Origin of the sequence: Rheinheimera sp. EpRS3, assembly GCF_001513785.1 — a bacterium.
In the GTDB taxonomy this organism is placed as follows: Bacteria; Pseudomonadota; Gammaproteobacteria; order Enterobacterales; family Alteromonadaceae; genus Alishewanella.
Genome location: NZ_LNQS01000008.1, coordinates 22,939 through 44,647, shown reverse-complemented (window position 1 = coordinate 44,647; position 21,709 = coordinate 22,939). Strand labels below are relative to the sequence as shown.

The 21,709-nt window shown below is 47.8% G+C and carries 16 protein-coding genes; 7 read left to right on the top strand and 9 right to left on the bottom strand.

From position 1 onward, the window contains the following. The first annotated feature begins 135 nt into the window (after positions 1 to 135). Positions 136 to 351: an amphi-Trp domain-containing protein gene (locus tag AR688_RS08840; RefSeq protein ID WP_068232210.1), complete on the top strand. Its 216-nt coding sequence runs from the start codon at positions 136 to 138 to the stop codon at positions 349 to 351. Positions 352 to 408: 57 nt separating this feature from the next. Here the strand turns inward: AR688_RS08840 and AR688_RS08835 are convergent, their stop codons facing one another. Together AR688_RS08835 and AR688_RS08830 are read right to left on the bottom strand one after the other, a co-directional pair. Beyond that, complete coding sequence (locus AR688_RS08835; RefSeq protein ID WP_068232207.1) at positions 409 to 1,167, bottom strand: alpha/beta hydrolase; 759 nt, start codon at positions 1,165 to 1,167, stop codon at positions 409 to 411. 139 nt (positions 1,168 to 1,306) lie between these two features. Further along, positions 1,307 to 1,555, bottom strand: coding sequence for a hypothetical protein (locus tag AR688_RS08830; protein ID WP_068232203.1), 249 nt, complete (start codon positions 1,553 to 1,555; stop codon positions 1,307 to 1,309). A gap of 571 nt (positions 1,556 to 2,126) precedes the next feature. On the opposite strand from AR688_RS08830, the gene AR688_RS08825 reads away from it, so the two are divergent. Then, entirely contained in the window at positions 2,127 to 2,972 is an 846-nt protein-coding gene (locus AR688_RS08825) for a HamA C-terminal domain-containing protein (protein WP_197412185.1), read from the top strand. 96 nt (positions 2,973 to 3,068) lie between these two features. Beyond that, a complete protein-coding gene (locus tag AR688_RS08820) occupies positions 3,069 to 5,270 on the top strand; it encodes a DEAD/DEAH box helicase (RefSeq protein ID WP_156420263.1) in 2,202 nt (733 codons plus the stop codon). Positions 5,271 to 5,332: 62 nt separating this feature from the next. On the opposite strand, the gene AR688_RS08815 is transcribed toward AR688_RS08820, so the two are convergent. Continuing rightward, positions 5,333 to 5,554 (bottom strand): addiction module protein, encoded by a 222-nt coding sequence (locus tag AR688_RS08815; RefSeq protein WP_197412184.1) that lies wholly within the window; start codon positions 5,552 to 5,554, stop codon positions 5,333 to 5,335. 217 nt (positions 5,555 to 5,771) lie between these two features. Between AR688_RS08815 and AR688_RS08810 the strand changes: the two genes are divergently transcribed. The 3 genes from AR688_RS08810 to AR688_RS08800 all read left to right on the top strand — a co-directional run bounded on the left by AR688_RS08810 (position 5,772) and on the right by AR688_RS08800 (position 6,802). Continuing rightward, on the top strand, positions 5,772 to 6,146 hold the full coding sequence (locus AR688_RS08810) for a nuclear transport factor 2 family protein (RefSeq protein ID WP_068232195.1): 375 nt from the start codon (positions 5,772 to 5,774) through the stop codon (positions 6,144 to 6,146). A gap of 84 nt (positions 6,147 to 6,230) precedes the next feature. Further along, positions 6,231 to 6,512 carry a type II toxin-antitoxin system Phd/YefM family antitoxin gene (locus AR688_RS08805; protein ID WP_068232190.1) on the top strand — a complete coding sequence of 94 codons (282 nt, stop codon included), beginning with the start codon at positions 6,231 to 6,233 and terminating at the stop codon, positions 6,510 to 6,512. Continuing rightward, entirely contained in the window at positions 6,509 to 6,802 is a 294-nt protein-coding gene (locus tag AR688_RS08800) for a type II toxin-antitoxin system RelE/ParE family toxin (protein WP_068232187.1), read from the top strand. Before AR688_RS08805 ends, AR688_RS08800 begins: the two co-directional genes overlap by 4 nt. 5 nt (positions 6,803 to 6,807) lie before the next feature. On the opposite strand, the gene rraA is transcribed toward AR688_RS08800, so the two are convergent. From rraA to AR688_RS08770, 6 genes are all read right to left on the bottom strand, one after another. Next, positions 6,808 to 7,290, bottom strand: coding sequence for a ribonuclease E activity regulator RraA (gene rraA, locus AR688_RS08795; protein WP_068232183.1), 483 nt, complete (start codon positions 7,288 to 7,290; stop codon positions 6,808 to 6,810). Positions 7,291 to 7,513: 223 nt separating this feature from the next. Continuing rightward, entirely contained in the window at positions 7,514 to 8,926 is a 1,413-nt protein-coding gene (locus AR688_RS08790; protein WP_068232181.1) for an FAD-dependent oxidoreductase, read from the bottom strand. A gap of 9 nt (positions 8,927 to 8,935) precedes the next feature. After that, the gene (gene gltB, locus AR688_RS08785) at positions 8,936 to 13,396 is read right to left on the bottom strand and encodes a glutamate synthase large subunit (protein WP_068232179.1); all 4,461 of its coding nucleotides are present in this window, start codon (positions 13,394 to 13,396) and stop codon (positions 8,936 to 8,938) included. Positions 13,397 to 13,798: 402 nt separating this feature from the next. Continuing rightward, positions 13,799 to 14,992: a beta-aspartyl-peptidase gene (gene iadA / locus AR688_RS08780; protein WP_231732023.1), complete on the bottom strand. Its 1,194-nt coding sequence runs from the start codon at positions 14,990 to 14,992 to the stop codon at positions 13,799 to 13,801. Between the two features lie 30 nt (positions 14,993 to 15,022). After that, positions 15,023 to 16,507 carry a putative basic amino acid antiporter YfcC gene (yfcC, locus tag AR688_RS08775; RefSeq protein ID WP_068232176.1) on the bottom strand — a complete coding sequence of 495 codons (1,485 nt, stop codon included), beginning with the start codon at positions 16,505 to 16,507 and terminating at the stop codon, positions 15,023 to 15,025. Between the two features lie 54 nt (positions 16,508 to 16,561). Beyond that, positions 16,562 to 19,471: a TonB-dependent receptor domain-containing protein gene (locus tag AR688_RS08770; RefSeq protein ID WP_068232172.1), complete on the bottom strand. Its 2,910-nt coding sequence runs from the start codon at positions 19,469 to 19,471 to the stop codon at positions 16,562 to 16,564. Positions 19,472 to 19,838: 367 nt separating this feature from the next. Between AR688_RS08770 and AR688_RS08765 the strand changes: the two genes are divergently transcribed. Continuing rightward, positions 19,839 to 21,689 carry a cyanophycinase gene (locus tag AR688_RS08765; protein ID WP_231732022.1) on the top strand — a complete coding sequence of 617 codons (1,851 nt, stop codon included), beginning with the start codon at positions 19,839 to 19,841 and terminating at the stop codon, positions 21,687 to 21,689. Positions 21,690 to 21,709: the final 20 nt, after the last annotated feature.

Sequence of the window (21,709 nt, the reverse complement as noted above, 5' to 3'; positions counted from 1 at the left end):
CCGGAAATGCTTCAGCATCTTTATTGATCAGGCTTTCAAGGCTATCGGATAACACACCTACTTTGTCTAAATCACAGTTGTAAAAACGGCAGAAAGCAGGCAGTGTTGTTGGCTAACACAAAATAAGGGTCGAATATGAAATCGCAAAGAGATGTAGAAAAAACCTACCAAAATCACGAGTTTGTCGAAAAACTGCGGCGTTTGGCCGATGCCATTGAAAACGGCGAAAAGTTTGAAATTCAAATAGCCGGTGAGCGTATCTATGTGCCGGTGCGGGCAGTGTTTAGTATTGAGCACGAGCGTGAAGATGGTAGCGAAGAAATTGAGTTTCAGATCAAATGGACAAACTAAGTAGCGCTGGCTGTTAAACCCGCGCGGTAACATCGGCGCGGGTACGTTAAACCGCAGTCAGGGTGTTGCTGTAGCAAGCCAGGCAGCAAGCTGGCTGGCGGGCAGGTTAGTATTGTGGCTACCGCTATAGCTTTTCACTCTGGCAACGCCGGGCGCAAAGGCGCGGTACAGCGCCTCGCTGTGGGCACGGCCGATAATTTCATCTTGTTCCGCCAGTAAAATCAGCGTGGGGCTGTTAATGCCATGCGCATAGGCAACAGAGTTGTAAGTATCTTTTAGCAACCACTTAACCGGAAATAGCGGAAACTGCCGCCGCGCCAGCGCGTTAAGGCTGTCAAACGGGGTAATTAACACCAGTTGCGCTACCTTACGCTGTGCCGCCAGTTGCACGGCAACGCCGGAACCTAAGCTACGCCCCAGTACAGTAATATCACTGTGTTTAGTCTGCAGCTGGTCATACAACGCCAGCGCATCCGCTACCAGCGCCTGCTCTGAGGGCTTGCCGGAACTGCCGCCATAACCACGATAGTGCATAAGATAAATAGCATGCTTGGGAAACGCCGCGGCAAATTCCGGCAAAGATACACTGACATCCTCGGCATTGCCGCCAAAATACAGCAGCGCCCGGCTACTTTCGCGCGCTTTACGGCTTACCAGCACAGTGGCATCGGCTTGCTGTAGCAACAGCGGATCGGTTGGCGGCAACTGTGCCGGCACCGGGAAATAAATTAACTGTCGCTGTAGCAGATACAGCAATAAGCACAGCAGGCAATAGCCCGCCAGCACATAGCCTGTCAGAGTAAACAGCATACGCATGCTAAATCCGGCACCAGGTTAAAGGTTGTAAAGCAGCTTAGCGGATAGCGGGGCTAAAGCAAACGGCGCTGTTTAGCGCCAGTAGATATAAATACATTTCAGGTTTTGGCCTGTCGGTAAATGTCGCCATCTGTCGTTTTTAAGGCTTCTTTTTGCCGGTGTTATTGACCACAATTTTTACCCGCTCATGCGGCATATACTCTTCCGGTTCATCAGGAAAGGCTTCAGCATCGGTTTGGGTTAGGTTTTCCGTTCTGCCAGACGATACGCCCAGCTGATCAAGCTCAGGCGCACTCTCCATTTTTTTGAAGTCTTCACGAATTTTTTCACGCAGCCATAGATCAAATTCTGGCGTGCCCGGCTTTGGTCTGTCGGTATGTTTTTTCATGCTAAATCCATAGTGCAATAATCACTTTTGCCACCAACATAAGTAAATCCCAGTGACTCATAATGTTCTCTTAACTGAGCTTATGTGCGATCAGCACGTTGGTGGCTTGCTTGTTTCATTTATCATTCATATAAATGAAAAGTTAAAAAATAGTAACTTTTTAAGGTGTTTTGAGCAACCAGAAAAGTAGCTTTATAACAGGGTTTTGCGGTTGATTAATAAGGTGAGATTACAGGGAACAGAAAATTCTTTTCTTATTGAAGCAGGTTAACTAACGCCAGAAGAAATATTTAGCGCAAAAAATAACCAAAATACGGCAATATCAGCATTAAATCAGAAGTTCGTTGATTTTATTCGGTGCCAAAATAGCAATATGGTTTTAGTTGCCGTTGGTCGTGGCCAAGTGCATAGAGCCATTCAAAGACTTGGCTGATTAAAATGCTTGACGGTGTTTAAGTTTAAGGTAAAAGTGGAAGTTGTGTGGAGACTGGTCGATTTAACAAAGCTATTGAAGATGCGGCAAAAGCAAAAAAAACCGTGATTTAAAAAGTAAGCAATTTGTGGAGTTTCTATGGGAAATGGACCATTCGGCTCAAAGAATGTCATTGAATCAAAAATTTCAGAAGAAAAGCTGAAAAGCTTTTTAGTTGGTTTTGACCTAGATGATGAAGGGGTTAGCAGATATAGGTGGGCTCAGCTTGTAAAAAAAATTACAAATGTAATTCATGAGTTTTCATTCGGTTTTCATGAGGGAACAAGCACAGAAAACACACAAACACTTGAGAAAATTATCGAGGCGGCAAACTCGATTTATAAAATCGATGAATTTCAAAAAGTAAGAGACATTTATAAAAACGATGGACACATCGACGATGAGCTTGACGACAAGTACCTCAGGAGGGGAGAGTTTGGAGAGCTGATTCTTCATTTGATTCTAAGAGATCACTTCAACACAATACCTCTACTCTCAAAAATATACTTCAAGGATTCGCTTGGTCATACTGTTCACGGCTTTGACTGTGTCCATGTTGAACCAAAAACAAGAACACTTTGGCTCGGGGAATCTAAGCTATACCTGGACCCAAAGCGTGGTTTGAGTGAACTTATAAAAGATATAGAAGAGCACTTTAAAGTTGATTACCTAGAATCTGAATTCGGACTCATCGCAAAAAAGATAAAACACTTTAATAATATACCTGAATCAGAATACTGGAAAAAATTGCTGTCTTCAACAACAAAGCTTAAAGATAAATTGACCGATATATGTATTCCATTGCTATGCACATATAGTTGTGATCTTTTTACAAAGCATGATGATGAAAATGACTCAATTTTTTTCGGTGAGTATGAGAATAAAATCAGAGAGCTACATAAGTATTTCGAAGATAAAACAATCACCCGCTCAAATCAAATTTAAAAATTATAGTTATTCTTTTTCCTGTTCAGTGCAAAAAAACACTAGTTAAAAAACTACATAATAAGCTCTCTTTGTTGCAATCTGTTGGAGAGTGAGATGATTGAAATTATAAAAAAGAAAATTAAAGAAGAAAATGAATTTAACTTTTCAGAAACATTTGATATTTATCGCCATTGCGCGGTGGCTTTAATAAATGATGATGAAGTAGGAAAAGATATTCTTATTCATATTCTAAATTCAAGAAAAAAATTCTCAAGTTTACTAGATGAAATGCTTGCGGATTTGGTAGAATCCATCGGCTTTTATCCATATCTGAAGAAAGAAGATCTAAAGCTCTCATCGACTAGCTCTAAAATCAGACAAACATCAAATTTATCTTTAAATATCCACGATAAATATTTTCATGAAGAGCAGAAATATATTCTTGATTTACTAAACTCAGAAAAAAATGTCATTGTTAGTGCACCAACAAGTTTTGGAAAGAGTTTGCTTATTGAAGAAGTAGTTGCATCATACAAGTATAAAAATATTGTCGTAATACAGCCAACGCTAGCATTGTTAGATGAAACTAGGAAAAAGCTTTCTAAATATGAAGACGGTTATAAAATTATAGTTAGAACATCTCAAGAACCATCTAATGAAAAGCGTAACTTGTTTCTTTTAACATCAGAACGTGTTAACGAATATAGAAATTTACCTGATATTGATTTTCTAGTAATTGATGAGTTTTACAAATTAAGCTCAAAAAGAGATGATGAAAGGTCTGACTCGTTAAATAATGCGTTTAGATATATTTTGGAGAGTTTCAATCCAAAGTTTTACCTCTTAGGTCCGAATATAGAGGGGATATCTGAAGGCTTTGCTGAAAAGTACAACGCGGTTTTTTACAAGACAAATTACAGCTTAGTAAGCTGTGAAGAAATCGATTTATATCATGATAATAAAGGAAAGTTCGGGGCGCAGGGAGAAAAAAAGAAATATAAAGAAAAGGTTTTGTTTGAGCTGTTACATAGTCTTGGAGGGCAAAACTCTATAGTGTATTGCTCATCTCCGGCAAGGGCTAGATACCTGTCTGCTGAGTTTGTGAAGTTTATTATTTCTAAAGGTGATGTTGAGAAGAATATTGATCTGCCTATTATTGAATGGATAAGTAACTATGTGTCTGAGGATTGGACGCTTATTGATTGTTTGAAGCATGGGGTTGGGTTTCATGATGGTGCATTACAAAAGCACCTCACATCTTCTATCATAGATTATTTTAACAGAGGTGTGATAAAGGCCTTATTCTGTACGGCAACAATTATAGAGGGTGTAAATACTACTGCAAAAAATGTAATATTTTTTGACTCTAAAAAAGGGAGGAATACACCAATAGATTTCTTTGATTACTCAAATATAAAAGGAAGAGCAGGTCGGTTGATGGAGCACTATATTGGAAGAATTTTTAATTTTAACCCAACCCCTAAATATAATCGAATTATTATAGATATCCCTTTTTTCGAGCAAAACCCTATTTCCGATGAAGTTCTCATAAATATCAATACTGATGATGTTATTTATAAAGAAAGTGATCAATATAGATACTTGTCTGGCATTCCGAATAATGAAAGAGAGCTATTTTGTAAAAACTCCGTGTATATAAGAGGGCAAGATTCTCTTATAGCAAAGATTAGGGAGGATATAGTAGAGTGTTATGACTTAATCTGTTGGGATTCCACACCTAAATATAGGCAGCTTGAATATTGTTTAGGTTTGGCTTGGGATTATCTTATAAAGCCTGGTGAAAACTTAAGACCAATGACAAAGGATAAAATAGTGAAGGTTACTTTCGATTATGGAATTAATCGAAGTGTTATAGAGCTAGTAAAAAGTAACTTTTCTTACAAAAAGAAGCTTGAACGTTATGATAGTTGGAGTGACCAAGAGATTCTTGATGAGTCAATACGAGATAGTTTTCAAATTCTACGTCATTGGTTTCAGTATAAAATACCTAAATGGCTACTGGTGGTGAATGAGATCCAAAGGTTTGTTTGTAGTGAAATTGGAGTGAGGTCGGGCAACTACACATACTACGCAAGCTCTATTGAAAGTGACTTCGTTAGAGAAAACCTTACTATTCTCGCTGAATATGGGATCCCAAGATCTGCGATAGATAAGATAGAGAAATACATAGATAAGAATCTAAATCAAGATTTAGTAATGAAGGAGATTATTGATAACAGAATTCATGATAGGCCTGAGTTTTTGAGTTACGAGCGAGAGAAAATTGTTTCCAATTACATAAAAAGAGACATTTAATGAGGTAGGGGATAGTACACGCAATGTTTAGGTCATTTATTGCCGTAGTAAAACCTGCATTTTTATCGGAATTTATTGCGCAAACTTTGCTTTGCCAGCTCCCAGTCGTGAGTGACTTCATCACATTCTTTGACGGCATGATCGGTCTGCTGCAATGCCTGCTGGTGCCAGGCGGGGGAGGCCAGCTGGTCTGCACCTTCAGCGGTGAGCTCTTGCCATAAGGTTTCAATCACCTGTAGTTTTTCGGCGGTAGAAAGCTGTTTGATTTGTTCAGCGGTAATCATAAAACTGGCCGTAATGAATAACCTGACTGGAGCATAGCAACAGCGGCTGGATAACTCAAACCAGCAACGGCTTTGCTGTTGCCAATACTCTGCCGTTGTTGTCCGCATAGCAATACTGAGCAGGGATGGAATATACTCCGATGAACGTAACAGGTTCGATTGGCTAAACTGGGGGGCAGTATAAAAAGTGCTTAGCGATACCGTTAAACAGCAAATAATGGAACTGGAAAAATTACTGGTACAGCCCGCCACCCGGTTATCAGCTGAGCTGCTAAACCGCTATCTGGCGGATGATTTTTATGAGATTGCCGCTACCGGCCGCTGTTTTGGTAAAGCGGATGTGCTGGAGCGTTTACCAGCTGAAACGCCACCGGTGATTACTCAGCAAGATTTTGAATGCCGCGTGTTAGCTGATGGTCTGGCGCAGCTGACTTACCGCGCCACGATACAGCGTGCAGAAAACGATAGCCCCAGCTACTCGGTGCGCAGCTCTGTCTGGCGCTTTGATGGTGAAAACTGGCAGATGGTTTTTCATCAGGGTACTGCCTGCGAGCCATTCGAGAATCACTCAAAAATTAAGTTGTTGGTTTAATCAGGCTGGTAGCAGTGGTTTCTTGTTTTGTGGCAGCAGTTGCACTACTATCTGTACGTTATTTCGTACTTTTAATGGTGTGTTATGAGTCGTATTCACTTTGATAAAGACATTCAGCCGTTGTCTGAATTTCGTGCCGGTGTTGCAAGCTATATAAAGCAAATCAACGAAACCCGCCGCCCGCTGGTGATTACCCAGCGCGGCAAAGGTGTAGCAGTGGTGCTTGATGTAGCCGAATACGAAGCCATGCAAGAGAAAATTGAACTGCTGGAAGAGTTACGTATGGCCGAAGCGCAACTGAGTTCAGGTGCTGGTGTTAGTAATAACGATGCAAGGGCGCAGGTGTTGGCGCGTATAAAAGGGTGAAAGTTATTTGGTCGCCGCTGGCGATTGAAAAGTTAGGCGACGCAGCCGCCTTTATTGCGCTGGATAGTCCAGTTGCGGCGGAAAACTGGGTGAATGACGTTTTCGACAAAGCTGAATTGCTTGCCACTCTGCCTGAGATGGGGCGCCAGGTTCCCGAGTTAGCCAATAGCCTGTATAGGGAAATACTGTTTGGTCATTACCGTGTGATCTATCGTTTAGGGCAGAATGTGTATATTTTGACTGTGCGTAATTGCCGTCAATTGCTCACTGACGATGACATAACAGAATAACTCTGCTACACCAACTGCTTAGTTGCCACCAGAACACCATTATTATCCGCATAAACAAACTGGCCGGGGATAAAATCTACCCCAGCGAAGGTTACCGTCAGGTTGATATCGCCTAAATCCCGCTTATCGGTTTTCATCGGGTGAATACCCAGTGCCTGCACGCCGAGCGGGGTTTGGCGTATTTCGTCTATATCGCGAATACAGCCGTTGATAATAATACCTTCCCAGCCGTTTGCTGCCGCTTGTTCGGCCAGCATATCACCGAGCAGCGCATGGCGTTTAGAGCCACCACCGTCAACCACCAGCACCTTGCCCTGACCCGGTGTGGCCACGAGTTGCTTTACCTTGGAGTTATCTTCAAAGCATTTTACCGTAACAATTTGCCCGCCAAAGGCGGTTTTGCCACCGTAGTTGGTAAAGATGGGTTCTGCTACGCGGATGTAAGCAGCATGGGCATCGCATAAATCGGGTAGGGTAAATGGGGGCATGTTGTTGGGTTCCCTTGGTATCGTGGTGCGTCGGGTTTTGCGTATAGCTCGAGCCGGTTTGCCCACGCCAACACGCCGTGAACCCATCCATGGGGGCTCGTCTATGCCCGTCCGGGGCATAGACGGTTGGCTTAGGGCAAACCTAATCTCGCTTTAACAGTCCGCTGCTGCAGATGGCACAAGCAACAGCAGGTTGTTACACCTGCTGCTGTATCCACACGCTTTATACTTCCAAATAGTCCAGTATACCCTCGGCGGCTTTACGGCCCTGAGCGATAGCGGTTACTACCAAATCTGAGCCTAATACCATATCGCCGCCGGCGAAGATCTTATGCTCGTTGGTTTGCATAGCAAAGGTACTTTTTTCACTGGCGATAACGCGGCCTTTGTTGTCCAGCTCTACACCCATATCCACCAACCATTGTGGCGGGCTGGGCTGGAAGCCAAAGGCTATTACTACCGCATCGGCGGCCAATACCTGCTCGGAGCCTGCTACCGGCTGCGGGCTTCTGCGGCCTTTAGCATCGGGCGCGCCCATCTCGGTAGTCACTACTTTAACGCCACACACCTGACCGGCGCTGTTTACCTCTATGCCCAGCGGTTGTAAGTTAAACAAAAACTCCACGCCTTCTTCGCGCGCGTTTTGTACTTCTTTACGTGAACCCGGCATATTGGCTTCGTCGCGCCGGTAGGCGCAGCTTACTTTGGTTGCACCCTGGCGGATGGAAGTGCGTACGCAGTCCATCGCCGTGTCGCCACCGCCTAATACCACTACGGTTTTATCTTTTAAGCTGACATACGGATGCTCAGTCTGCCAGCCCATCAGGTTATTGATATTACCGATTAAAAACGGCAGCGCTTCATACACGCCTGGCGCATCTTCATTTACCAGGCCGCCTTTCATCGGCGTATAAGTGCCCAGGGCTAAAAATACGGCGTCGTATTCGCTTAGCAGGCTGTCAAAGCTGACATCGACACCGACGTTAGTGTTTAAGCGAAACTCGATACCCATATCGGTAAAGATTTCGCGGCGCAGGCTGAGTACGCTTTTTTCCAGCTTAAACGGTGGTATGCCAAAGGTTAACAGGCCGCCGATTTCCGGATAGCGGTCAAACACCACCGGCGTTACGCCGTTACGTACCAGTACGTCGGCACAGGCCAAACCGGCCGGGCCGGCACCTATTACCGCCACGCGGCGTTCGGTTTTCACTACGGCCGATAAATCCGGCCGCCAGCCCATTTCAAAGGCTTTGTCGGTAATATATTTTTCAATACTACCGATGGTAACTGCTCCGAAGCCTTCGTTTAGTGTACAGGCGCCTTCGCAGAGGCGGTCTTGCGGGCACACCCGGCCGCATACTTCCGGCAGGCTGTTGGTTTTGTGTGCCAGCTCAGCTGCTTCAATAATTTTGCCTTCGTTGGCCAGCTTTAACCACTGCGGAATATAGTTGTGCACCGGGCACTTCCATTCGCAGTAGGGGTTGCCGCAATCGAGGCAGCGATCAGCCTGGCCTTCCACCTGGGTATTGGTCATCGGCTGATAAATTTCGACGAACTCTATAGTACGTTCGCTATGTGAGCGTTTTGGCGGATCAATCCGTTTTACGTCAATAAACTGGTATACATTCTGTGCCATAACGTCTCCCTACATCGCCTGAACCCGCAGCTCGGCTGACGAGCGTGCGCGGTGTCCCAGCAAGGTGTTTACATCGCTGGTTTTTGGTTTAACCAGCTTAAATTGACTTAAATAACGGTTGAAGTCGTTTAAGATTTTCTGTGCTTTGTCGCTGCCGGTTTCTTCTACGTGCTGGTGCAACAGGCTGCGCAGATGTTCCTGCAGTATCGGCGTGCTGACTTCCAGCGCCTCTACCAGCTCGGGGTTTAACCGCAGCTCTAAATCGTTTTGCTCATCGAGTAAATAAGCAAAGCCGCCTGTCATACCGGCACCAAAATTCACCCCGGTGCAACCCAATACCACTACCACACCGCCGGTCATATATTCGCAGCAGTTATCGCCGGTGCCTTCTACTACGGCTAACGCGCCCGAATTTCGTACGGCAAAACGCTCGCCTACCTGACCTGCCGCATATAAACGGCCGCCGGTAGCGCCATACAGGCAGGTATTACCGGCAATGGTAAAGCCATTTTTGGCAAAGCTGGCGCCCTTGGCCGGGAAAATAGCCAGTTGGCCGCCGGTCATGCCTTTACCAACGTAATCGTTGGCATCGCCCTGCAGTGACATATGCAGGCCACCGGCATTCCACACACCAAAGCTTTGGCCGGCGGTGCCGGTAAAGCGGATGCGGATAGGATCGGTTGCCATGCCCTGGTTGCCGTGCTGTCTGGCAATAAAGCCCGACAGCGCAGCGCCTACCGAACGGTCGGTATTGCGGATACTCAGGTTTAACCGGCCACCGCTTTTATGCAGTACCATTTGCTCGCAGCGTTTTACCAGTTCCTGGTTTAATGCGCCTTCATCAAACGGTGTATTGTTTTTGACACAAAACAGCGCCTTGTCAGATTTTACGCCGCTGGCCTGCAATATCGGCGTTAAATCCAGCTTGGCTTGTTTTTGCGTTTCACTGTCTTTTATAGCCAGCAAATCAGTGCGGCCAATCAGTTGGGTAAGCTCAGTTACCCCCAGCTGTGCCATCAGCTCGCGCACTTCAAAGGCTAAGAACTTAAAGTAGTTCATTACCATTTCCGGCAAGCCGGTAAAGTGATCACGCCGCAGTGTCGCATCCTGGGTTGCCACGCCGGTGGCGCAGTTGTTTAAATGGCAAATACGTAAAAACTTACAGCCCAGCGCCACCATAGGGCCGGTACCAAAGCCAAAGCTTTCGGCACCTAAAATAGCCGCTTTAATTACGTCGAGGCCGGTTTTTAAGCCGCCGTCTACCTGTAGCCGCACGCGGTCGCGCAGGCCGTTTTCGACTAAGGCCTGGTGCACTTCGGCTAAACCTAACTCCCACGGACTACCGGCATATTTTACCGAGGTTAACGGGCTGGCACCGGTGCCGCCGTCGTAACCGGATACGGTAATAAGGTCGGCATAGGCCTTGGCCACGCCGGCGGCGATGGTACCGATGCCGGGCTCAGACACCAGTTTTACCGAGATCAGCGCCTGCGGATTCACCTGTTTTAAATCGAAAATCAGCTGGGCTAAATCTTCAATTGAGTAAATATCATGGTGCGGCGGTGGCGAAATTAACGTTACGCCAGGCACTGAATAGCGCAGCCGGGCAATTTCGGCGGTGACTTTTTCACCGGGTAACTGGCCACCTTCGCCTGGCTTAGCGCCCTGAGCTACCTTGATTTGAATAACTTCGGCATTCACCAGGTAATGCGGTGTTACGCCAAAGCGGCCGGAGGCAACTTGCTTAATTTTAGAGTTTTTCTCGGTGCCAAAACGGCGCGGATCTTCACCGCCTTCACCCGAGTTAGACCGTCCGCCCAAGCGGTTCATTGCTATGGCTAAGGCCTCATGCGCTTCCGGGCTTAAGGCACCGATAGACATAGCGGCGCTGTCAAAGCGCGGATAGAGATTTTGCTCGCTCTCTACCTGCTCCAGCGCCACCGGCGTGCTGGCCGCCAGTTTAAATAAGTCACGCAAATGCGCCACCGGCCGCTGGTTCACTATGCTGCTGTATTGCTGGTAGTCTTCATACTTGCCGGAGCGCACCGCCTTTTGCAGCGTTTGCACTACATCCGGGTTATAGGCGTGGTACTCACCATCGTGCACGTATTTTAATAAACCACCGTGGTTCATCGGTTTACGCTTTAACCAGGCCATTTTAGCCAGTTGCTGTACATCCTGCTCAAAGTCGCTAAAGCCGGCACCGCCCAAACGCGACGGGATATCGGCAAAACACAGTTGCATCACGGTTTTATCAATGCCGACGGCTTCAAACAGGTTCGAGCAGCGATAGCTGGCCACTGTTGAAATGCCCATTTTCGACATGATTTTGTACAGGCCTTTATTAATGCCTTTACGATAGTTCAGCACCGCCTGGCGTGCAGTTAAGTTAATTGCACCTTTTTCTACCAGCTGCTCTACCGTTTCATAGGCCATAAAGGGGTAAATGCCGGTGGCACCTAAACCAATTAATACCGCGAAATGGTGCGAATCGCGGGCCGAGGCGGTTTCAACAATAATGTTGGAGTCGCAGCGCAGCTGAGCATTAACCAGCGCATGTTGTACCGCGCCAACCGCCATAGCGGCAGGGATCGGCAGTTTGCCTTGCTCTATGCGCCGGTCAGTTAACATTACCAGCACCACGTTATTGTCGCGCACGGCGCTGATCACGTCAGCGCATAATTGCTCTACAGCTTGTTGCAGGTTATGTTGTGCCGGGTCGAAGTTCAGCGAGAAAATCTGGTGCTTGTAGTACTTGTCATCAGCTTGTTTTAGCTGCTTTAAGTCAGAGTACATCATTACCGGCGATTCAAACTGAATACGACGGGCATAACCGGCGGTTTCTTTAAATACATTGTGCTCGCGGCCGATACTGGTGGCCAGCGACATTACGTGTGATTCACGCAGCGGATCGATAGGCGGGTTAGTCACCTGAGCAAACTGCTGGCGGAAGTAATCGTATAAGGTGCGCGGCTTGCGCGATAATACCGCCATTGGCGTATCATCGCCCATTGAGCCTACTGCTTCCTGGCCGTCTTTGGCCAGCACTGTCATTACCTGATCGATTTCTTCATAGCTGTAGTTAAACAGCTTATGAAATACCAGCATGTCATCATCGGAGAATACCCGTTTACCGATTAAATCGGTCTCGTATTTCTCGTATGGCACCAGCCGCTGCACGTTGGCGTTTAGCCAGTCGCGGTAAGTGTGGCGGGCCATTAAATCGCTGTCTATTTCATTAGAGCGCCAGATTTTGCCGGTGGTGGTATCTACCGCCAGCATTTCACCCGGGCCAACGCGGCCTTTTTCGACCACTTCATCCGGGGTGTAATCCCAGATACCGACTTCAGAGGCCAGCGTAATCAGCTTATCACGGGTAATAACAAAGCGGGCAGGGCGCAGGCCGTTACGGTCGAGGTTACAGGCCACATGCTGACCGTTGGTCATTACAATGCCGGCAGGGCCGTCCCACGGCTCCATATGCATGGAGTTAAATTCGTAAAATGCCTTTAAGTTGTCATCCATTACGCGGTTGCCTTGCCAGGCCGGCGGCACTAACAAACGCATGGCACGGAATAAATCCATGCCACCGGCTAATAACAGCTCGAGCATATTGTCCAGCGAGCTGGAATCTGAGCCGCTTTGGCTAACGAAAGGCGCTGCGTCCTGCAAGTCGCTTAGCAGCGGCGAGGAGAACTTATACTGCCGTGCGCGCGCCCATTGGCGGTTACCGGTAATGGTATTAATTTCACCGTTATGAGCTAAAAAGCGAAACGGCTGCGCCAGTTGCCAGCGCGGCATGGTATTAGTGGAAAAACGCTGGTGGAACACGCAAATGGCGGTTTCCATGCGGATATCGGCTAAGTCGAGATAATAACGCGGCAAGTCTGCCGGCATCATTAAGCCTTTAAATACGGTAACTAATGACGAGAAGCTGGGGATATAAAAGTCAGCATCGTCGCTCAGTTGTTTTTCAATACGGCGGCGCAGCATATACAGCCGGCGCTCTAAATCATGATCGCCCCAGCCGTGCGGTGCATTAACAATAACCTGCTCTATGCCCGGCATAGAGCTAAGCGCTAACGGGCCCAGCACACTGCTGTCTATCGGCACGACGCGCCAGGCCACTAAGGTTAGCGTTTCGCGGGCAATTTCCTGTTCAATAATTTTTTTCGCTAAAGCGGCTTTTACCGGGTCCTGGCTGAAGAAAATCATGCCGACGCCGTATTTCTTTGCCAGATTCCAGCCATTTTCTTCGGCAATAGCGCGGAAGAAGCTGTCCGGCTTTTGCATTAATAAACCACAACCATCACCTGTTTTACCGTCGGCAGATATACCGCCGCGGTGCTGCATACGGTCAAGGCCGTTTATTGCGGTTCTGACGATCCGGTGGCTAGCAGCGCCTTCCAGATGCGCGATCAGACCGAAGCCACAGTTTTCTCTTGCCTGACTGTGCTGATACAACGCCATGACTAACCTCCACACTTGTCCTGATATTTAAATAAATATTTATTATTTTTGAATTATTATTCTTATTGTTGGTTTTGCTGCTGCTGAAAGAAAATAACGGTTACTCTTTCAGAGGTCAATGCGTTGTAGAGTATTTACTCTTGAAGTGTTTAGCCATCTAAACGTTCAAGGATGTACAGGTATACCTGTGTTTTGTTAAAAAAGCAAGCTGACTTTGCAGCGGTTAGCGGTGTAAATACCGCAGAAAAGCTACTTTTGAAATTGAAAATTAATTACATGAATTGGCGATATTTTTGCCATTAATACCCGTGTAACAATAAAAAAAAGCTGCCGCAGCAGCTTTTTAGCTTTAATAGTGATGGTTTAATGCGCCATATTTATGCGAATTTGTCTTATTTGCTTTTAGCGCTCAAAGGTGCCCTTTACCAGTGCTTTTCCTTGCTGAACTAAAATCTGGCCTTTGGCGATTACAGTATCAATCTGCAGATTATCACGGCGCAAAAGCACTATATCTGCATCCACGTTTGTGGTGATGCGGCCTTTGCGTGTTAAACCCAATATTGCTGCCGGTGCTGCAGTAATGCTGCAGATAGCATCGGCGATGTTGACCTTATGCTGTGTTATTGCCTCTCTGACCGACTGATACAGGCTTTGTACTGTACCAACCTGTAAGCCAAGTAATACGCCATCATCATTGTATATCGGCAGGCTGGCATTGCCATCGGAGCTTAGTGTTAGCTGCATAGGATTAATACCAAACGCCAGAGCCTCAGCCAGTGCTGCCGCTGCGGCCACTTCTCCATGCTTTAAGTCGAACTCGGTAGTGCTGGTGGTAAAGTCAATTACGCCGCCTTTAGTGGCAAACTCCAACCCGGCTTTAAATACACGGCGGTTGCGGTTCATATGGGTTGGGTAAAACTGCTTCAGCTTTAACTCAGTACCCGACACAGCCTGGTAGATAGGCTGCAAAATACGCTCGCCGGCGCCGATATGTACACTGACAATACCGCTTTTACCGGACAAGATACCGCCAACCCGCGCTGCTGCTGCCACCTTACGGATTTCATCAGTGGTGGGCTGCGATGAGCGGTGATCGCTGATAGCAATTTCACCGACGCCGATAAATTTGTCGATCAGAATTAAGTCATCAGTAATATTGCCGGTGACGGTACGACAGGGAATTTCATAGGAGCCGGTATGGCAGTAAGTGCTAATGCCTTCAATATCCAGCGCATGGGCTTTGGCCAGTAAGTTGGTGAGGGTTCGGGTGGTAGCGTCGGTGCCTAACACCCCAATAGCCGTGGTAACACCGCCCAGGGTGGCATCGGTTAATTGCATTTCCGGGGTGCGGGTAGCAAAACCGCCTTCGCCGCCACCGCCGATAAAATGTACTAAAGAGTCAACAAAGCCCGGCGTTAAATAAAACTCGCTGCCGTCAATCACCGTTACCGGCAGGTTGCTGCCGCCCAGGTTAAAGTCTTTGCCAACGGCGGCAATGCTGCTACCGGCTATCACGACATCCAGTTTGCCAAGTGGCTGTGGCGAGAGCACTTCGGCGTTCTTTATAAGAATAATTGCGTTCAAAACTTGTTTCAAAATAATAACCTCAAAGCTGCCGCACTGCGGCTATTGATAACCTATGGCCACGGCCAGAAACATAAAGGCGCTGGCTAAAGCGAACAGCCACAGTTGTAATTTCCAGACAAAGCGAAACCATAGTGTCCAGTCAAGCCGTACCACACCCAAACAGCCGATTAACGCCGCAGAAGTAGGAATAATGCAATTAGTTAAGCCATCACCCAGTTGAAAGGCTAGTACCGCAATCTGACGCGAAAGTCCGACTAAATCGGCCAGCGGCGCAATAAGTGGCATCGTCAGTGCTGCCTGGCCGGAGCCGGAAGCAATGAAGAAGTTAATCACCGACTGGATAATAAGCATTAGCCAGGCCGATAAATAGGCCGGTAAATCACCAAGTAGCTGGCCACTGTAATAAAGCAGAGTGTTAAGTACAGAGGGGGAGTCGGCTTCATCACCGCCCAGTAGCAGCACTATGCCTTTAGCCATACCGACAATTAATGCAGCCGGTAATAGCTCTGCCGCGCCCTGTTTAAAACCATCGGCAGCTTCGTTCATGCTTAAACGTTTGCCCGCTACAGCAATAATGGCAATGACAATACCGATGGTAAAAAACTGGCTGGCAATTTCCGGAATATAGTACTGCCGTACCGTTACCCCCCAGATGATCCAGATTAAGCCGGTAAAAAACGCCAGCAGAATTAAACTATCAAGCCTGCTGTAGTCGTTTTTGGCATCGGCGCTTTGCTGTGCCCGCAGCTTCTGATCTGTAGCATAGCTTAGCGAAAGCTCAGGTCTGGCTTTCACCTTAGCGGCGTAGCGCATGGTAAAAATAATGCCAAACAGCGTGAATACCGCCCACATGGCAATACGTAATTCGCTGCCGGACAGTAACGGAATCTCAGCAATACCTTGTGCAATTGCAACATTAAACGGGTTCATCCAGGAGGTGGCAAAACCAATTTGAGTCGCTACGTACGTAACCAGCACTGTGGTGATGGCGTCATAACCCAGCGCCAGCATCAGTGGCAGCAGCACGATACAAAAGGCGATAGCTTCTTCGCCCATACCAAATACCGCACCACCTAACGAGAACAAGCCAAACATCAGCGGAATAAACAAAAACTGCATGCTTTGGGTTTTGCCAATCAGCGCCAGTATGCCGTTATGAATGGCGCCGGTTTTCATAATGATGCCAAAGGCACCACCGGTAAGCAGAATAAAGGCCACTACACCGATGGCCGAGCCCCATTTATTGCCGGACACCAGGCCCTCAAAGGCATAGTTAAAAAAGCCAATACCGCCACCTTCAGCAAACAGCGGTACACCTTGTTGTGCTTGTGGGGCGAAAGTAAAACTGTTCGGGTCTATTTTGCCCTTCAGCTTGGCGGCGCCCTCTGCCACCGGGGCGGGTTCAAGCAGTGTAAAAGAGCCGGCCGGTACCAGATGTGATGTAATCGCAGCCAGAATCATCACAAAAAACAGAATGACAAAGGCGTCAGGCATCGATACCGGTTTTTTGGTTACGGTAGACATAAAAGTTACCTGTAAAAAGACACAGAAAGAGGGGAGCAAGCTCCCCCCGCCGGGTTAGAAGCGATAGCTGAATAATAACCGGTAATTGCGGCCTAATGCATCGTGATTGATGGAATCAAAGCCACGACTTGAGCCGTAAGCTTTTGGTGGGTCGCGATCAAACAGGTTATCGACATTCAGGCTGATGCTGGCGTTGGCAAAGTCGTAGCCAATGTTAGCCCGTACTGTAGTCCAGGCGGCAACATCACGCTCGCCGTCGGCATTAAGCACACCCAGTGCATCCAGTTCGTCCAGTTCACGGCCGCGCAGGCCGCTGATGTCGTCTTCATAAGCCGAGGTGTAGTACACAGTTACGCCGGTAAAGAAGGCATCACCTGACCAGGATAGACCCAGGCTGGCGATGTTCTGTGGATAACGCCAACTGCCGGCCAGCTCTTCAATTACATCTGAGCCTGGTCTGTTGCGTTCAAACGACAGATAATGGGTGGCATCAAAAGTCAGCTTTAAGGTACCGCCGGCCAGATCAAAGCGCTGATCAAAGGCGACATCGATACCGCTGACATTTTGCTCACCGGTGTTTTGCAGCAGTAACACGTGATCACGCAGCAGTGGCAGCTCATTAAAACGTGGCTCGTCATAATCTATCCAGGCACCGAGAATTTCTGTCAGGTTAGCGCCATCGTCTTCAATGGTGTTGCCGGCAGCGTCGGTTATATCACAGAGCTCAGCATCATAAGAAATGCCCTGCGCACCGTCCGGTACCAGGCCGCAGTGGCGCAACGAAGAATCAGTGATGGCTGCATTCAGTACTGCTGTCATATCGGTGTCGACCAGACGGTTATGTTTAAACTGCCAGTAGTCTACCGTGAGAGTTGTGTCCTGAGTGGGGCTCCAGCCAAAACCAAAGCTGACTGATTCAGACTCTTCTGCCTGCAGCCGTGGGTTGCCCAGTTCCAGCACGTCAACACTACGTTCGGTACCATCGCCTTCGCAGTAAAGATCCGCCACCGCCTGATTGGCACCGCAGTCATAGCGGGCGGTAGTTGTGCGCAGCTTTACTCCGGCCTGAGTGAGTGAGGGGGCACGAAACGATGTCGCCCATGAAGCCCGAACAACTAATTCCTCCACCGGGCGCCAGCTAAACGCTACTTTAGGATTAAAGGTAGAGCCAAAGTCGTCATAATTGTCATACCGGCCAGCCAGTTGTAAGTCCAGTGTCGATGTCAGTGGAATATAAAACTCGGCAAATGCTGCCCACTGGCTGCGATCAGCAGCTGACAAGCTTGAGCCAAAACCGAAAACATCAACCAGATAGCCGTTAGCCGCATTGGCCTGAGCGTTGGCTGAAGGTGTATCGGTAATTTCTTCCCGCCGCAGTTCAACACCGAAGGCCGAGCCGATGGTATGGCCGTTAAATTCGCCTAAATCGCCGCTGATACGTGCATCCCAACCGTACACCGTACTTTTACCATCGCGGGTAGGCATCTCTTGCGCTAACGCCAGCAAGGCATCGTTGGCAGCATCGCCGCTAAGGAACGGGTTATAGATAGCGCCGGAACACGACAGGCTGTCGTTGTCAGCATCGTAAGACGCAATATCGCCACCGGCACATAATTCGCCGGCCAGGGCTGCGTGGTATTTGTAGCGGTTGTACACGCCGGCAATGGCTGTTTGCTCTGATTCTGAACGCGATAACGTCACTGCGGTTTCCCAGCTCCAATTGCCGAGTTCACCGGCTAAGGCACTGACCAAACGTAAGGATTCACTTTCAATTGCAACAGTGCGCGGTGTGGCAAAGCGGGCATCAAACTGAAAACCAAATAGCCTGCGCCCGGCAACTGTATCGAACGGGTCGATATAAATCTGGTCGAGGATATTGTCGCGTTCTGCATCAGGGAAGATATCCAGTACGGTCTCATCAGCAAAGGGGCCTTCGCTGCCGTCTACCTGATCAATCGGCGCCGGGCTGGACTGCGAGCTGGATTTACTCCGGCTATAGAAAAAATCTGTCGTCCAGTTTAGACCGCCTACTGCTACATCAAAGATAAAGCCGGCTGAAGAACTTTCAAACGGTGTATCCAGTTGGTCATCTTCATTGGGATAGTAAGCACAAATTTGTTCATCAAATTCGGTGGTTACCAGTGGCGTTTGGCAACCCGGCGTGGCAATTTCTAAGCCATCTACCTGAGAAAAATAGTAAATATTGGGTGCGATTTTTGGCAGGTATGAGTATGAGCTTTGCAGCAGTGGGCTGCGGGTGGCGGCGCGATCTTGTGCAGAGAAGTCATTACGATCGAAATGATCGGCAAACAGCGTAAGGTTGCCGCCAGCTAATTCAGTGCCAAACACCAGATTGAGGTTATATTTGCCCTCATCGGATGAAGCTGTGCTGTTGCCATAGGACGCGGTGACTTCGGCACCCTGATAATCTTTTTTCAAAATATAGTTGATAACCCCGGCAACGGCGTCGGCGCCATAAATAGCGGACGCACCGGTGGCCAGCACTTCAATGCGTTCAATAGCGGCCAGTGGAATGCTGTTAATATCAACAAAGTTTTGTGTGCCTGAAGCAAAAGAGCTGGCTGCAACCCGGCGGCCATTGATTAGCGTTAAGGTAGCTGCGGGACCCAGGCCTCGCAGTGATGCTGCGGCCTGGCCGGCCGGAGTTGAAGTAGACGTTGCGCCGCTCTCAGAGGTAGAGAAAGTACCGGAGCCACCACGCAACTGACCAACATCTTTGAGTAAGTCATAAATGGTGCTGGCGCCGGAGCTTTTAATATCATCAGCGGAAATAATCACTAACGGTTGAGTGCCTTCCAGATCGACACCCTTGATGCGGGAGCCGGTTACCTGAATCTTTTCAATTTTTTGTTCTGCTACTGCCACGTCTTGTGCAGAAAACACAGAAGGGCTTACAAAAACGCTGGCGGCAACAGCCAGCGCTAAAGGAGATAGTTTGCGCATAGATACACCTGTCTTAACATGGCACAGCCTTCGGTATGGTCCGAATTGGTGTGCTTATAATTATTTATGTTAGTTGTTGTGGTGCAGGAATAGAGACCTGCCAGACACGGTTTAGTGTCTGACGTGTGTCTACTCGTTAAACCACTCCGACAGGTAGTAAGACGAGTAGTGATATAAGCTAAGCGCGAAGGCTTTCTTTAACATATCGCTACCAAAATGATGTGTGATCAGTTAAACAACAGCAATAGAATTACTGCTAATTGGCAAAGAAGTCAATACAGGATAATCTATGCGGTACGAATTTTTTGCTGTCTATCTGTGGTCGTGGTAGTTACATACTTCTGCGCTTAAAATAAGAAAGAGAATAATGAGATCACTGAGCTTTTATATTACTGCCAGCCTGTTGGCTTGCTCTGTTTCTGCTGCAAATACGGGGGCCAGTAAAGAATTTCCCGATTACTCTTTGGTGTTAGTTGGCGGTGGCTTGCAAAGTTGTAGCTCTGTAAATACCCGTGGTTGCTCGGCGCCAGATGTCTTTTCTGCTGCAGCGAAGTCGGCGGATGTATTTAGCGTATCGACAGCACACCTAAACAATATTGCCGGTGACAGTTTTTGGAACCCGGAGCGCGCAATAGAACAACAACAGACGCTGGCATTGCTGGAGTTTGTCCGCAGCAGAATAAACAACGAACAAGTATCTGAGCGTGAACTGCTAAGTTTGTGGCGCTCGGCAGAAATAGAAATTGACGGCATCTGGGTATCAGGAAGAGAAAACTATAGCCAACTGAGTGATCGCGAGCGCAACTTTGTACTTGACCAACTGCAGGTAATGGCTACAGCGCAAGATAACACTACTCGGCGGCGCACACCGCAAAGACAAAAAGAATATGCCAGTCTGGCACAAACCAGCGATGCATTTTCAATAGAGCTGTATCGGAAAATCGTTGAGTTAGCTCAGCAGGTAGCAGGGCCTGCGCGAAAGCCCCGTTTATTAGTGGTTACCGCATCCAGCCGCGATCCGTTTGCTGCGGTCGATTTTTACACTAATTTATTTGCAGAGGCAGGAGCTGACGTCAGTTGGTTACCCATTAACGCCGCTTATCAGGCTGCGCAACAAAACCGGGTGGATAATAAACCGTCATGTGCACAATTACCGCAATATCTGGCAGCGTATCATGGTACTTATCAGCGGGAGCGGATATACCCCGATTTGATGCAACAGCTGCAGGAGTTTTGCCAGCAAGGCACAGCAGCTGCCGTTGAGCAGATCCGCCGGGCAGACGCGATTTTTATTAATGGCGGTGATCAAAGCCTGACATTGCAAGCCTTCAAGCTGGAAGATGGCAGTGTATCGGCTGAACTAAAGCAAATACAATCAATGCTAAATGCGGGCCAGATTATTGTTGCCGGCACCAGTGCCGGTACTGCTGTGATGTCAGGAGGCTCATATCAGGGCCGTATAACGCCGATGATTAGCAATGGCGACAGCTATAATGCTATGCGCTTTGGCGCTTTTGATTTGCCCGCACCACAGCCTGGCTGCGACAAAGATCAAAGCTGTAGTAATGGCCTGGCAGAAAATCATCTTACTTTTACCTCAACTGGCGGCCTTGGCTTGTTTTCATGGGGGGTACTGGATACACATTTTTCTGAACGTGGCCGCCAGGGGCGTTTAATTCGTTTACTGAACGATACCCAAACCCGTTTTGGCTTTGGCATTGATGAAGCTACGGCAATGCTGGTTGGTTTTAGCAATACAGACAGCGAGCCAGAAGTGAAAATGTCTGTGTTAGGGGCGGCTGGAGTTTATGTCGTTGATACGCAAGGTATGCAAAATGCAGGCGAGGGTAGTGCAACAGTAATTAAGCAAGTTAACACACATTACCTGACCCGCGGCGATGCTTTGGAGATAAAAGACGGCGTTTTGCGCACCCGGTTTGCCGCCTGGAAGTTTGCACCGAATAGTATGCAGGCGCCAATGCTGACCTCTGGCGAGTTGTTTGAACGTGACAACTATAAGCAGTTAGCACATCTGCTTTGTTTAACTCAAAGCCGCCAGGCAGATGGTAAAGCGGTAAAGGTTGGCCAGGGCCAGCAAATAAGGCTGTATAAAGATCATTCGTCGTACGCCCGCCAGGGTGTTTACCAGTTACAGGATAAAGAGGTGCAGTACTGTTCGTATCGCAATTTCAGGGTTGATGTTCAACCTGTGCAGTAACACATCATATGAGGTAACAG

What these genes read in the sequence shown, in the direction of transcription:
- AR688_RS08770 (WP_068232172.1), bottom strand. Translation starts at nt 19,471, where the DNA reads ATGCGCAAACTATCTCCTTTAGCGCTGGCTGTTGCCGCCAGCGTTTTT.
- AR688_RS08790 (WP_068232181.1), bottom strand. Translation starts at nt 8,926, where the DNA reads ATGGCACAGAATGTATACCAGTTTATTGACGTAAAACGGATTGATCCG.
- AR688_RS08765 (WP_231732022.1), top strand. Translation starts at nt 19,839, where the DNA reads ATGAGATCACTGAGCTTTTATATTACTGCCAGCCTGTTGGCTTGCTCT.
- AR688_RS08825 (WP_197412185.1), top strand. Translation starts at nt 2,127, where the DNA reads ATGGGAAATGGACCATTCGGCTCAAAGAATGTCATTGAATCAAAAATT.
- AR688_RS08835 (WP_068232207.1), bottom strand. Translation starts at nt 1,167, where the DNA reads ATGCGTATGCTGTTTACTCTGACAGGCTATGTGCTGGCGGGCTATTGC.
- rraA (WP_068232183.1), bottom strand. Translation starts at nt 7,290, where the DNA reads ATGCCCCCATTTACCCTACCCGATTTATGCGATGCCCATGCTGCTTAC.
- gltB (WP_068232179.1), bottom strand. Translation starts at nt 13,396, where the DNA reads ATGGCGTTGTATCAGCACAGTCAGGCAAGAGAAAACTGTGGCTTCGGT.
- AR688_RS08820 (WP_156420263.1), top strand. Translation starts at nt 3,069, where the DNA reads ATGATTGAAATTATAAAAAAGAAAATTAAAGAAGAAAATGAATTTAAC.
- yfcC (WP_068232176.1), bottom strand. Translation starts at nt 16,507, where the DNA reads ATGTCTACCGTAACCAAAAAACCGGTATCGATGCCTGACGCCTTTGTC.
- AR688_RS08815 (WP_197412184.1), bottom strand. Translation starts at nt 5,554, where the DNA reads ATGATTACCGCTGAACAAATCAAACAGCTTTCTACCGCCGAAAAACTA.
- AR688_RS08840 (WP_068232210.1), top strand. Translation starts at nt 136, where the DNA reads ATGAAATCGCAAAGAGATGTAGAAAAAACCTACCAAAATCACGAGTTT.
- AR688_RS08805 (WP_068232190.1), top strand. Translation starts at nt 6,231, where the DNA reads ATGAGTCGTATTCACTTTGATAAAGACATTCAGCCGTTGTCTGAATTT.
- AR688_RS08810 (WP_068232195.1), top strand. Translation starts at nt 5,772, where the DNA reads ATGGAACTGGAAAAATTACTGGTACAGCCCGCCACCCGGTTATCAGCT.
- AR688_RS08830 (WP_068232203.1), bottom strand. Translation starts at nt 1,555, where the DNA reads ATGAAAAAACATACCGACAGACCAAAGCCGGGCACGCCAGAATTTGAT.